The sequence below is a fragment of the Myxococcus sp. CA005 genome (assembly GCF_006518205.1).
Taxonomy (GTDB): Bacteria; Myxococcota; Myxococcia; order Myxococcales; family Myxococcaceae; genus Myxococcus; species Myxococcus xanthus.
On record NZ_SRLV01000019.1, the window covers coordinates 41,348 to 54,446 of the forward strand.

Sequence of the window (13,099 nt, forward strand, 5' to 3'; positions counted from 1 at the left end):
GAATGAACGACCCGACGAATCCGACGCCGGCCGAGGTTCCCGAATCCGCTCAGAGCTCCAAGAGCAAGACGCTGGCCGTCGTCCTGGGGCTGGCGGGCCTTGCGTTGGTGGCGTCGTATTTCGGTCTGCGGCGTCAGGAATCACTGCCCGTGGAGGAGGTGCCCACGATTCCGATGGAGCCTGTTGGCGAGACGGCCGCGGCGCCCCCGGCGATGCCCGAAACGTCGCTGCCGGAACGGGACGCCGAGGTCCGCAGCCTGGCGAGCCAGCTTTCGCCTGACCCCGAGCTCGCGCGGTGGATGGACGAAAAAGACCTGGTACGTCGCTTCACGGCCGCGGTGAACAACATCGCGGAGGGTTCGAGCCCGCGCACGGTGCTCGGGTTCCTGGCGCCCACGGGGGCTTTCCAGGTGACCCAGGTGGACGGCACCACGGTCATCGATCCGGCAAGCTACGCACGCTACGACACCGTGGCCCGCGTGATTGGCTCCATCGACACGCAGTCCGCGGCCAGCGTGTACCGTGAGCTGAAGCCGCTGATTGACCAGGCCCACGCGGAGATTGCGCCGCCGGGACAGACATTCAGCAGCGCCTTGAGCGCGGCCGTCCAACATCTGCTCAAGGTGCCCGTGCAGGAAGGTCCGGTGGAGGTCGTTCCCGAAGGCGCGCTGTATGCCTATGCGGCTCCGGAGTTCGAGGGCCTGAGCCCCGCGCAGAAGCATCTGCTGCGCATGGGGCCCCAGAACATGCAGCTCATCCAGGCCAAGCTGCGGGAACTGAAGAGCTCGCTGGGTCTGCCGCCGGTCGCGGACCGCTGATTCAAAGCCAGTCCCGGGCCGCCCAGCCTCAACGGCGTTTCTTCTTGCCGGCGGGCTTGGGCGGAGGGGCTGGCTTTTCCTTTTCGCCAGCGATTTGAAGGGTCTGGCGGAACTCGTCGACGTCACGGCCCAGGCCGTCGGTGAACGCGGTGCCGGTCTGGGCATCCACGACCAGGGTGTACTTGAAGCCGGACTTGAGCGGCTTCGGGAGCTGGATTCGGTAGACGAGGCCGGTTTCGGATTCCTCGACGTCGTCATCGGACACCATGGCCCGGTCGACTTCGTCGAACAGCCGGACCCGGTAGTTCTTGAGCGGGCTGGACGTCCGGAGCTCCAGGAACGACGTGGGCTCAATGATGGTGGCGTCGTCGGGGGCCGGGGCGATCTCCGTGAGGCCCGCGGCGGCGATTCCAGCGTCCTCGGCGAGGCCTGCGTCGTTGGCGGGTGCCACGGAGGGGGCGCTGGGCGGCGCCTGGTAGCTGAGTGAGAACCGGGTCGGCGGCGGCGTCGCGGGAACCTGAGGGATCTCGGCGACCCCTGAGTCCGGGGTGGCGGCCGGCTTGTCCGGGCAGCCCGAGAGGACGAGAGCGCCACAGCATGTGGCGGCGACGAGTCCGAATCGAAGAAGACGCATGTGGCGGCCACGGTATGCGCCTGGATGGACGCCGGAAAGCACCGAGTGCCGGGCAGCCAGCCGGGCCGTGGGTTGGCGGCAATGGGCTCGCGGATAACCGTCCAGGACGTGACCTCTCCCTCTGAAAGAAGGTCCGATAACATGCGTTATGTAAACTAAGCGGGCGCGAAACCTGGGGTCGATTCAGGCCGTTCCCCGCCCTGGTTTCTGGGCCGTCCGGGCCGGTTTCGGGTCCGTCGATTGCAGTCGAATCCGGCAAGATCTCCACTCCCGACGCCCGCCATGACCTTCTTCGATTCGCTCGCCGCGGATGTTCGCTTCGCGCTCCGCACCTTCCGCCGCTCACCCGGCTTCGTCGCCGCCGCCGTGATGTGCCTGGCGCTGGGTATTGGCGCCAACGCCGTCATCTTCAGCGTGGTTCACGGGGTCCTCCTCCGGCCGCTGCCGTACGCGGAACCCGAGCGGCTGGTTAGTCTCGTCGAGGTGCGCCCCCAGGGCTATGGCGGCCCGGTGTCCTGGCCCACGTTCTGGGCCTGGCGCCAACACAGCCCGGCCTTCGAACAGATGGCGGCATTCACAGGCGGCGGCGTCACCCTCCAGGCCCAGGATGCGCCTGAACGCCTCCAGGCTCTTCGCGGGACGGCTGACTTCTTCACGGTTCATGGCGTGCCGCCCTTGCTGGGCCGGACTTTCGCGCTCGACGAGGACCTGCCCGGCCAGGCCCCGGTCGCGGTCCTCAGCGAGCGCCTCTGGCGCGCCCGTTTTGGCGCCGACCCAGCCGTCCTCGGCCGTTCCGTGAGCCTGGATGGCCTGGCCCACACCGTCATTGGCGTGATGCCCGCGTCTTTCGATGCGTCCACCGACGTGTGGCTGCCCCTGGTGGCTCCGCCGGACGCCGCCGCTCGGACCCGGTCCACGGTGCTGACCCTCCGGGCCCGGCTGGCGCCAGGCGTTTCGCTGGCCTCCGCCGAGGCCCAGTTGAAGCAAGTCGCCGCGAACTCCGCGGCGGCCCAGGCGGAATCCCACCGGGACCGGAGCGCCCGGGTCATTCCGCTCGATGAAAGCCAGACGCAGTCCTGGCGGGCGCCGCTCCAGGTCCTGCTGGGCGCCGTCGCCCTGGTGCTCCTCATCGCGTGTACGAACGTCGCGAATCTGCTGCTGGCCCGCGCGGGCACCCGGCGGCGCGAGCTGGCCGTTCGTCTGGCCCTGGGCGCCAGCCGGGCCCGGGTCGTCCAGCAGCTCCTGGTCGAAAGCCTCCTGCTGGCGTTCCTGGGCGGCGTGCTGGCGGCCTTGCTGGCGCGTTGGGGCCTGGACGCGCTGCTCGCCCTGGCGCCGGAGAGCCTGCCCCGGCGCCAGGACATCGTGTTGGACGGAACGGCCTTCCTGTTCCTCCTCGCAATCACCAGCGTCAGCGGCCTGGCCTTCGGGCTGCTTCCGGCCCTCCAGGTCTCCCGGCTGGACGTCCGTGGTGGGCTCGCCGCCGCGGGCGATGGCAGCACGGTGCCGGGTTTCGGCCGTCGCCTGGGGGCCTCGCTGGTGGTTGTGGAGATCGCCCTATCGCTGGTGCTGCTCGTCGGCGCGGGCCTGCTCGGACGCGGCTTTCTGCACCTGCTGGGGACTTCCACCGGACTTGCCCCTGGCCAGGTCCTCACGCTGCACCTGTCCATCCCAGACGACCGGTTCTTCAAGGATGGCGCCCTGGACGCGGAGCTGCCGGGACGGCTCTTGGAGCCGGTGCTGGAGGCGGTTCGCGCGCTCCCGGGCGTCACCGCGGCGGGCATGACGTCCGTGCTCCCCATCCAACGGGCCTGGAACAACGCTCGGTATCAGCTCGAAGGAGCGCCTCTGCCAGAGCCCGGCGACGAACCTCGCGCCGAGCGCCGCGCCTCCAGTCCGGGCTACTTCGCCGCCATGGGCATCCCCCTTCGCCAGGGGCGCGATTTCACGTCCCTGGACGCCGCGCCGGACCAGCCCGGCGTCGTCATCGTCAATGAAACCCTGGCCCGCCGGCACTTTCCGGCAGGAGGTGCCCTGGGCCACCAGCTGCGCATCGGGGCGACGCCGTACACCATCGTCGGCGTCGTGGGCGATGTCCGCCAGGCGGGACTGGAGCGCGAACCGCTCGCCGAGTTCCACGTCCCCCATGGCAGGCCCTGGGGCGATGACGGGCTCGTCCTGGTCACGCGCACCTCGGTGCAGCCGGAGACGCTGCTGCCGGCCATCCAGGAGGCCATCCGCCGCGTGGATGGCACCGTGCCCGTCTACCGGGCGCTCACCCTGGAACAGGTCATCTCGCAATCCCTGGCGATGCGCAGACTCGTCCTGGGGCTGCTCGGCGGTTTTGCGGTCCTCGCCGTCCTGCTCGCCGCCTACGGCCTCTACGGGGTCATCTCGCTCCGGGTCGTCCAGCGCACGCGGGAGCTGGGCGTCCGGATGGCGCTCGGTGCCCGGCCCGCGGACGTGCTCCGGCTCGTCCTGGGCCAGGGCGCGGGCATGACAGCCGTGGGCCTCGGGGTGGGACTTGGGGCCGCGTGGGCCCTGTCCCAGGTACTCGCAAGCCAGCTTCACGGCGTCAGCGCGCGGGATCCGTGGACGTTCGGGGCCGTGGCGGCGCTGCTGGCGGCCGTGGCGTTGCTCGCCTGTTGGATTCCGGCCCGGCGGGCGATACGGATGGACCCGCTTCAGGCGCTCCGGAAGGAATGACGTCGGGACTTCCGCGTCCCATGCGCGGGATGCGGAATCCCAGTCATGGAACGCCGCCGGATGACACGTCGCGTTGACGGGAAATCCAGACGCGAATGCGACTTTTTCCTCCGCGTCACGTTGTTCCTCATTGGGCCTGGTTCAAGGCCGGTTTCTCCTCGGAATCCAACCTCTGGCGGCGGGAATCAGAAGCCTGCTCGCATGTTGGGTTCCCCGGGAAATCTTCCCTGTTTTTTACTGGCTTGACCCAGCCATGAGCTTCCCGCAGAACCGCGACACTCATGGCCCTGGAAAGGACCGTTTCATGAAGCGTTTGTTCGTGATTGCCACCCTCCTCGGCGCGGCTCCCGCGATGGCCGACGAGGGCATGTGGACCTACAACAACTTTCCCTCCGCGAAGGTGAAGGAGAAGTACGGCTTCGAGCCTTCCCAGCAGTGGCTGGACAACGTGCGCCTGTCCTCGGCGCGTCTGGCGGGTGGATGCTCGGCCAGCTTCGTGTCCGCCAACGGCCTGGTGATGACGAATCACCACTGCGCGCGCGGCTGCATCGACCAGCTCTCCACGGCGAAGAAGGACTACATCGCCAACGGTTTCTACGCGAAGGCGCAGGGCGAGGAGACCCAGTGTCCGGCGATGGAGATCAACCAGCTGGTCAAGATCACCGACGTCACGGAGACGCTGAACAAGGCCACCCAGGGCCTGACCGGTAAGAAGTACGCTGACACGCTGAAGGCGAAGATGTCCGAGCTGGAGCAGGCCTGCTCCGCCGGCAACGCCAAGGCGCGCTGTGACGTGGTCACCCTGTACCAGGGCGGCCAGTACAACCTCTACGAGTACAAGCGCTTCCAGGACGTCCGCCTGGTGATGGCGCCCGAGCACGCCATCGCGTTCTTCGGCGGCGACCCGGACAACTTCGAGTTCCCCCGCTACGACCTCGACGTGACGTTCCTGCGCGTCTACGAGGACGGCAAGCCGGCGACGACGAACAATTTCTTCAAGTGGTCCGACAAGGGCGCTCAGGAAGGCGAGCTGACCTTCATCTCCGGCCACCCGGGCCGCACCTCGCGTGGCCTCACCATCGCGGAGCTGGAGTTCCAGCGTGACGTGGTGCTGCCCAAGACGCTGATGACGCTCTCCGAGATGCGCGGCATGCTGACGGAGTTCGGCCGCCGTGGCGCCGAGCAGCGCCGCATCTCCACCAACCTGCTGTTCGGCGTGGAGAACTCGGTGAAGGCGCTCAAGGGCCGTCACGAGGCCCTGCTGGACAAGACGTTCTTCGCGCAGAAGGTCGCCGCGGAGCAGGATCTGCGCAAGAAGGTCGAAGCCAACCCGGAGATGAAGAAGAAGTACGCCGCGGCGTGGGATGAGATCGCCAAGGCCCAGGCGCAGCTGCGCAACATCCGTCAGGACCTGACGTTCATGGAGAACGGCGGCGGCCTGTCCTCCACGCTCTTCCAGGTGGCCCGCACGCTGGTGCGCGGCGCCGAGGAGTTCCCGAAGGCGAACGGCGAGCGTCTGCGTGAGTTCAACCAGGCCAACGTCCCGGCGCTGGAGGCCCAGCTGTTCAGCCCGGCGCCTGTCTACCCGGAGCTGGAGATTGCCCGCCTGACGTTCAGCCTCACCAAGATGCGCGAGGAGCTGGGCTCCGACCACCCCTTCGTGAAGAAGGTGCTGGGCAAGGAGTCCCCGGAGAAGCTGGCCGCCCGGTTGGTGAAGGGCACCAAGCTGCGCGACGTGAAGGCCCGCCAGGCGCTCTACAAGGGCGGCAAGGCGGCCATCGCGGCCTCCAAGGACCCGATGATCCAGCTGGCCGTCGCGCTGGACCCGGACATGCGCGCCGTCCGCAAGTCGTACGAGGAGAACGTGGAGTCCGTCATCCGCAAGAACAGCGAGCTGGTGGCCAAGTCCAAGTTCGAAATCTACGGCACCAACCAGTACCCGGACGCGACGTTCAGCCTGCGCCTGTCCTACGGCGCGGTGAAGGGCTACTCGGAGAACGGCAAGCAGGTCAGCCCCATCACCCAGATGGCGGGCACCTTCGAGCACGCCACGGGTGAGGAGCCCTTCGCGCTGCCGAAGTCCTGGCTGAAGAACGAGAAGGCGCTGGACGGCACCACGCCGATGAACTTCGTCTCCACCAACGACATCATCGGTGGCAACTCCGGCTCGCCGGTCATCAACAAGGACGCGGAGATCGTCGGCATCGTGTTCGACGGCAACATCCAGTCCCTGGGCGGCGAGTACGGCTTCGACGAGAGCGTCAACCGCTCGGTCAGCGTCCACAGCCAGGCCATCATCGAGTCGCTGACGAAGATCTACGGCGCCACGCGGCTGCTCGAGGAGCTGCGTCCCGGCAGCACCAAGGTCCCGCCCGTGAAGGCCAGCCCGGCGAAGTAATGCCTTCGGGCGAAGATGGGGGCCCCGGCGCGGTCGGCCAGGGCCCCTGAAACACGAAGAGGCTGCCCGGCACATGTCCCGGGCAGCCTCTTTCGCGTCAGGGCGTCAAACGCCCTACCGCCCTACTCCCATTCGATGGTCGCGGGGGGCTTGGACGAGATGTCGTAGGCGACGCGGTTGATGCCGCGCACCTCGTTCGTGATGCGCGTGGAGATGCGCTCCAGCACGGGGAACGGCAGCCGGGCCCAGTCCGCCGTCATGCCGTCCACGCTGGTGACGGCGCGCAGCACGCAGGTGGACTCGTAGGTGCGCTCGTCGCCCATGACGCCCACGCTCTGCACCGGCAGCAGCACCGCGAAGGCCTGCCAGACCTCCTTGTAGAGGCCGGCGCTGCGAATCTCCTCCTGGACGATGGCATCCGCGCGCCGCACCAGCTCCAGGCGCTGCTCGGTGACTTCGCCCAGGACGCGGATGGCCAGACCCGGGCCGGGGAACGGCTGGCGGGACACCATCTCATCCGGCAGCCCCAGCTCGCGGCCCAGGGCGCGGACCTCGTCCTTGAAGAGCTCGCGCAGTGGCTCCACCAGCTTGAGCTTCATCGTCTCCGGCAGGCCGCCCACGTTGTGGTGGCTCTTGATGGTGACGGAGGGGCCCTTGTACGACACGGACTCGATGACGTCCGGGTACAGCGTGCCCTGGGCCAGGAACTCCGCGTCCTGCACGTCGCGCGCGGCCTCCTCGAACACGGCGATGAACTCGCGGCCGATGATCTTCCGCTTCTTCTCCGGGTCCGTCACTCCGGCCAGCTTGTCCAGGAAGCGCTGGCGGGCATCCACCGTCTTCAGCGGGACGTGGAAGCGGTCCACGAAGAGCGCCTCCACCTGGGCGCGCTCGTTCTGCCGCAGCACCCCGTTGTCCACGAAGATGCACTGGAGCCGGGGGCCAATGGCCCGGTGCAGCAGCAGCGCGGCCACGGAGCTGTCCACGCCGCCCGACAGCGCGCAGATGACCCGGCCGTGCTCACCCACCTGGCGGCGGATGGTGCCCACGGCCTCGTCGATGAAGCCCTTCATCGTCCACGAGCCGCTGACCTTGCACTCGTTGAAGACGAAGGCGCGCAGCATGGCCTTGCCCTGCGGCGTGTGGACCACCTCCGGGTGGAACTGGACGCCGAACCAGGGCTTCGTCGCGTGGGCGGTGGCGGCGAAGGGCGAATTGCCGCTGCGGCCAATGGCCTCGAAGCCGGGGGGCAGCGCCTCCACCCGGTCGCCGTGGCTCATCCAGACCTGGACCCTGTCCCCGGGGGTGAATTCGGCGAAGGGGCCGCGGCGGGCCAGCACCTCCACCTCCGCGTTGCCGAACTCGCGGTGGGCGCTCCGGTCAATCTTGCCGCCCAGCAGCTTGGCGGTGAGCTGGAGGCCGTAGCAGATGCCCAGCACGGGGACGCCGGCTTCGAAGACGAACGGGTCGCACCGGGGGGAGTCCGGGGCCTCCACGGACGCCGGTCCGCCAGAGAGGATGATGCCGCGGGGAGCGTACTTGCGGATGTCCTCCGCCGGGAGGTCCGGGCGGTGGATTTCGCAATAGACGCCCAGCTCGCGGACGCGCCGGGCGATGAGCTGGGTGTACTGGCTCCCGAAATCGAGGATCAGGATTTTTTCGGCGTGCAGGTCCACCTGGGAGTCTCCAAGAGGGGCGTCGTTGACGGCTGGGGGCCCTTATCGCTACAAACTTCCGGAATACAACGCCCAAGTACCTTCAATTGTTCGAGGCCTGGATGCTCCGCCGCCTGTCCGCCCCTACCGCTGCTGCGACCCTACTCCTGCTGTCCGCCTCCGGATGCGTGAAGGAGATCTCCTCGGATGAGCGGCTGGACCGCGAAACCCAGAATCTCTCCGCGAAGGAGATGCCGGGTGCGGCCGAGCTGGAGAAGCTCACCTGTGAGGACTCCACCGAGGCGCTCATCAAGGCACGCAATGTGAACCGGCCGGAGACGGACCGGCTGGTGGACTACATCGAGCTGTACTCCTCCCTCCGCAAGCGGACCGCCACGTTCGAGGATGCGATGAACCGCAACCCGGACCTGAGCTACCGCGAGGGCACCCAGCACCTGGTCAACGCCAAGGACAACTGCATCCAGCAGACGGCCGACGTCCGGGTGGAGTTCGAGACCTACATGCGGGAGCTGGTGGGCGTGCCCACCGTCCAGGAAATCAAGGGCGGCAACACCGTCACCATCGCCCGGCTCGACTTCAACACCCTGCGCCAGGCCATCGAGACGCTGGAGCCGGACGACAAGGACACGCTGCTCAACCAGGTGAACGCCGCGGAGAAGCGCGTGGCCCCGTCGACCCCCGCGGGCGATGAGTCCGCCCCCGCGTCGGGTGGTGGCCGCAAGCGCGGCCGGTAAGTACGCGCTCCGGCCGTTTCTGGCTGGACACCCAGGGCCCCGCCGAGAGGCGCGGGCCCTTTTTCATGGCATCAGGACGCGGAGCGGGAGGACGGGCCACCGCGCTCCTGGCGCCCTCCGGACTACCCGACGCGGTAGTTCGGTGCTTCCTCGGTGATGATGACGTCGTGCACGTGGCTCTCCTTGAGCCCGGCCGAGGTGATGCGGACGAAGGTGGCCTGGGTGCGCAGCTCGTCGATGGTGCGGCAGCCCACGTAGCCCATGCCGCTGCGGATGCCGCCCAGCATCTGGTGGACGTTCATCGCCAGGGTGCCCTTGTACGGCACGCGGCCCTCGATGCCCTCGGGCACCAGCTTCACGGCCTCCACGTCCGCCTGGAAGTAGCGGTCCTTGGCGCCCTGCTTCATGGCGCCCAGGCTGCCCATGCCGCGGTAGCTCTTGTAGCTGCGGCCCTGGTACAGGATGACGTCGCCCGGGGACTCCTCGGTGCCTGCGAAGAGCGAGCCGACCATCACCGTGTTGGCGCCCGCGGCCAGCGCCTTGACGATGTCGCCCGAGTACTTGATGCCGCCGTCGGAGATGATGGGCACGTCGTGCTTCTGGGCCTCGCGGACGCAGTCATCCACGGCCGTCACCTGGGGCACGCCCACGCCGGCCACCACGCGGGTGGTGCAGATGGAGCCGGGGCCGATGCCCACCTTCACCGCGTCCACGCCGGCCTGGATGAGCGCGCGGGTGGCCTCGGCGGTGGCGACGTTGCCGGCGATGAGCTCGAAGCCCTGGAAGTTCTTCCGGGTGTCGCGCACGCCATCCAGCACCGCGGTGGAGTGACCGTGCGCGGTGTCCACGACGATGACGTCCACGCCGGCCTTGATGAGCGCCTCCACGCGGGCCTCGCGGTCCGCGGACACACCCACGGCGGCGGCGCACAGCAGGCGGCCCATGCCGTCCTTGGCCGCGTTGGGGTGCGTGCGGCGCTTCTCGATGTCCTTGATGGTGATGAGGCCCTTGAGCTCGAAGGCGTCATTGACGACGAGGAGCTTCTCGATGCGGTGCTCGTGCAGCAGCTTCTGCGCATCTTCCTGCGTGATGCCTTCGCGGCCGGTGACGAGCTTGCGCGTCATCATCGACTCCACCGTCTGGGTGAAGTTGGTCTCGAAGCGCACGTCGCGGCTGGTGACGATGCCCACCAGTCGCTGGCCCTTCACCACCGGGATGCCGGACACGCCGTGAAGGCGCATCAGCTCCAGCGCGCGGCCCAGCGGGGCCTCCGGTTCGATGGTGACGGGGTCCACCACCATGCCGCTTTCGAACTTCTTGACCTTGAGGACCTCGAGCGCCTGCTGCTCGGGCGTCATGTTCTTGTGGATGACACCAATGCCGCCCTCCTGGGCCATGGCGATGGCGGTCCGGGACTCCGTGACGGTGTCCATGGCCGCCGACAGGAGGGGGATGTTGAGACGGAGATTGCGAGTGAGCCGGGTCGTCAGGTCGACGTCCTTGGGGACGACCGAGCTCTCGCCCGGGACCAGCAGGACGTCGTCGAAAGTGAGGGCGAGCCGGATATCGGGGTTGAGCATGAGCGGCGCTCCCGTGGGCAGGTGCCCGCGGGGCACCACAGCCCGCGGGTGCGGTTCCATACGAGGTACGCTGCCCCGGCGCAACGGAGAAGGGCGCTGATTTTGACGCCCGTTCCCTCGGAGTTCGGGCGATAATCGCAACCCAGTATCCCCTCGCGTCTCAGGAACCGGGCATTGACGGAATCGAATCAGGCGGCGGTCGGGCTCGTCGTGAAGCTGCCCTTCGCGACGCCCGAGGAGTTCCTGGCGAAGTACGGCCCGAATGTGAGCCGGGGTGGCATCTACCTGCGCGCACGCGCGGTGAAGCCGCCGGGGACGGCCGTCACCTTGGATCTCAAGCTGGCGGGCGGGGAACGCATCATCCACGCGGCGGCTGTCGTTCACTACGTCACAGGTCAGGGCGGCCAGGGTGTGCTCGGCATGGGCCTGCGCTTCCTGAACGCGGATGCGCCCACCCGCCGGTTCCTGGATTCGCTGGTCGTCACCCTGCCCCACGCCCAGTCGGATGTTCCCCCGGTTCCTCCCAATGTAGGGCCACCGGACTACACCGTCACACCCACGGAGCAGGCGCCCGTCGCACTCGCCTCCGAGCTCTACGCGCCGGCCCCCGTGCCAGGCAGTGCTTCAGCCGAGGCAGCCGCCGCGCCGCCGCGGATGATCTCCAACGCGGCGTTGAACCTCAGCTCGGAGGACCCGAAGCGCGCCGGTGTCGTCATCGGCATCGACCTGGGGACGACGAACTCGTGCGCGGCCTACGTCCGCAACGGCAAGCCGGGCGTGCTGCCCAGCCGCGAGGGCCACAACACGGTGCCCTCCATCATCGCCGTCAACACGCGCGGCAAGCTGGTGGTGGGCCACCCCGCCAAGGGGCAGATGCTCACCAATCCGCGCCAGACGGTGTACGGCGCCAAGCGGCTGGTGGGCCGGCCCTTCGCGTCCCCGGTGGTGGAGCAGCTCAAGGACCGCTTCCACTATGAGATCGCGGCCAGTGAGAATGGCGACGCGGGCGTGAAGCTGGGCGAGGACGTCTACACGCTCCAACAAATCTCCGCGCTCATCCTCCGGGAGGTCCGGGAGGTGGCGCAGAACCAGTTGGGCCATCAGGTGTCCCGCGCGGTCGTCACCGTTCCCGCCTACTACAACGACAACCAGCGCCAGGCGGTGCGCGAGGCCGGGAAGCTGGCGGGCCTGTACATCGAGCGCATCCTCAACGAGCCCACCTCGGCGGCGCTGGCCTATGGCTTCGGCCGCAAGCTGAACCAGCGCGTGCTCGTCTATGACCTGGGCGGTGGCACGTTCGACGCGTCGGTGCTGGAGCTGAACGACAACGTCTACGAGGTCATCTCCACCGGCGGCGACACGTTCCTGGGCGGCATCGACTTCGACTCCTCCCTTGTCACGTACCTCCTGGACGAGTTCCAGAAGACCACGGGCCGCGCGTTCCAAGGGGACCGGGTGGCCCTGCAGCGCATCAACGACGCGGCCGAGCGCGCCAAGTGCGCGCTGTCGGAGCGTTCGGAGGTGCGGGTGCACGTCGCGTTCGTGACGATGATCGACAGCAAGCCGTGCGACCTGGACGTCATGCTCTCGCGGCAGAAGCTGGTGGAGCTGACGGAGGGGTTGGTGGATCGCACCCTCCAGGTCTGCGAGGAGGTCCTCCGCGCGAAGAAGGTGACGCCGCAGGACATCGACGAGGTCATCCTCGTCGGTGGGCAGAGCCGCTTCCCGCTGGTGCACGAGAAGATCACGAAGTTCTTCGGCAAGCCGCCCAGCAAGGGCGTGCACCCGGACGAGGCCGTGGCGCTGGGCGCGGCGCTGCTGGCCCACAGCCTGGGGCAGTTGGAAGGCGTGGTGCTCATCGACGTGCTGCCCATGGCCATTGGCGTGGGCCTGCCTGGTGGCCGCTTCAAGGCGGTGATGGAGCGCAACACGTCGCTGCCGTCGACGAAGAGCTACACCCTGGCCACGCACCGCGACGGCCAGACGGAGCTGGAGCTCACGGTGTTCCAGGGCGACTCCGACAAGGCCGCTGACAACGAGTACCTGGGCACGCTGAAGCTGGAGGGCCTGCCGAAGCTCCCGCGTGGCGCCGTGCAGGTGAACGTCACCTTCGAGGTCAGCAACGAGTCGCTGCTGAAGGTCACCGCGCGCGAGGCCTCGTCGGGCCGCGAGGTGACGAGCACCTTCACCACACGCGACACCCCGGAGGCCGTGAAGGCGCGGCTGGCGCAGCTCGAGTCGGAGGCGCCGCCGGCGCCTGGGCCGGCAGCCGCGGCACGGAGCGCGGGCCACGCCGGGGCCACGGCCACGGGGCCAGCCGCTCCGGTGAAGGTGCCCATGGCCACGGCCGCCTCCGCGTCGGCCGCGCGGCCGGTGCTCGTTCGGCCCGCGTCATCGGCTCCCGTGTCCTCGATTCCCTCTGTCAGTGTGGCTGTTGCACCCAAGCAGAAGGGCTTCATGGGGTGGCTCAAGGGGTTGTTCGGAAGAGCCTGAAAACGCGCACTGCGTGCCCTGCTCGCACTCCGTGTCATGTGTAGTTCCGGGAATTTTCCGGTG

Annotated in this window: 8 protein-coding genes; 5 read left to right on the top strand and 3 right to left on the bottom strand. The window is 68.3% G+C overall.

Translation table 11 applies throughout. The features are described 5' to 3' along the window. Positions 1-2: 2 nt before the first annotated feature. Entirely contained in the window at positions 3-818 is an 816-nt protein-coding gene (locus FMQ63_RS11230; RefSeq protein ID WP_011553784.1) for a DUF3014 domain-containing protein, read from the top strand. Positions 819-846: 28 nt separating this feature from the next. On the opposite strand, the gene FMQ63_RS11235 is transcribed toward FMQ63_RS11230, so the two are convergent. Then, on the bottom strand, positions 847-1,269 hold the full coding sequence (locus FMQ63_RS11235; protein WP_225909274.1) for a hypothetical protein: 423 nt from the start codon (positions 1,267-1,269) through the stop codon (positions 847-849). 465 nt (positions 1,270-1,734) lie between these two features. Here FMQ63_RS11235 and FMQ63_RS11240 point away from each other — a divergent pair, with 465 nt between their 5' ends. Together FMQ63_RS11240 and FMQ63_RS11245 are read left to right on the top strand one after the other, a co-directional pair. After that, positions 1,735-4,155, top strand: a complete 2,421-nt coding sequence (locus FMQ63_RS11240; protein WP_011553786.1) for an ABC transporter permease — start codon at positions 1,735-1,737, stop codon at positions 4,153-4,155. Between the two features lie 304 nt (positions 4,156-4,459). Then, positions 4,460-6,553 (top strand): S46 family peptidase, encoded by a 2,094-nt coding sequence (locus FMQ63_RS11245; protein WP_171452228.1) that lies wholly within the window; start codon positions 4,460-4,462, stop codon positions 6,551-6,553. A gap of 122 nt (positions 6,554-6,675) precedes the next feature. Here the strand turns inward: FMQ63_RS11245 and guaA are convergent, their stop codons facing one another. Next, entirely contained in the window at positions 6,676-8,229 is a 1,554-nt protein-coding gene (gene guaA, locus FMQ63_RS11250; RefSeq protein WP_011553788.1) for a glutamine-hydrolyzing GMP synthase, read from the bottom strand. An 86-nt stretch (positions 8,230-8,315) separates the two neighbouring features. On the opposite strand from guaA, the gene FMQ63_RS11255 reads away from it, so the two are divergent. Beyond that, the gene (locus FMQ63_RS11255) at positions 8,316-8,963 is read left to right on the top strand and encodes a hypothetical protein (protein ID WP_011553789.1); all 648 of its coding nucleotides are present in this window, start codon (positions 8,316-8,318) and stop codon (positions 8,961-8,963) included. Between the two features lie 122 nt (positions 8,964-9,085). On the opposite strand, the gene guaB is transcribed toward FMQ63_RS11255, so the two are convergent. Next, a complete protein-coding gene (guaB, locus tag FMQ63_RS11260; protein WP_011553790.1) occupies positions 9,086-10,543 on the bottom strand; it encodes an IMP dehydrogenase in 1,458 nt (485 codons plus the stop codon). A 174-nt stretch (positions 10,544-10,717) separates the two neighbouring features. Between guaB and FMQ63_RS11265 the strand changes: the two genes are divergently transcribed. Next, entirely contained in the window at positions 10,718-13,036 is a 2,319-nt protein-coding gene (locus FMQ63_RS11265; RefSeq protein WP_011553791.1) for a TIGR02266 family protein, read from the top strand. The last annotated feature ends 63 nt before the right edge of the window (positions 13,037-13,099 follow it).

What these genes read in the sequence shown, in the direction of transcription:
- FMQ63_RS11230 (WP_011553784.1), top strand. Translation starts at nt 3, where the DNA reads ATGAACGACCCGACGAATCCGACGCCGGCCGAGGTTCCCGAATCCGCT.
- FMQ63_RS11240 (WP_011553786.1), top strand. Translation starts at nt 1,735, where the DNA reads ATGACCTTCTTCGATTCGCTCGCCGCGGATGTTCGCTTCGCGCTCCGC.
- FMQ63_RS11245 (WP_171452228.1), top strand. Translation starts at nt 4,460, where the DNA reads ATGAAGCGTTTGTTCGTGATTGCCACCCTCCTCGGCGCGGCTCCCGCG.
- guaB (WP_011553790.1), bottom strand. Translation starts at nt 10,543, where the DNA reads ATGCTCAACCCCGATATCCGGCTCGCCCTCACTTTCGACGACGTCCTG.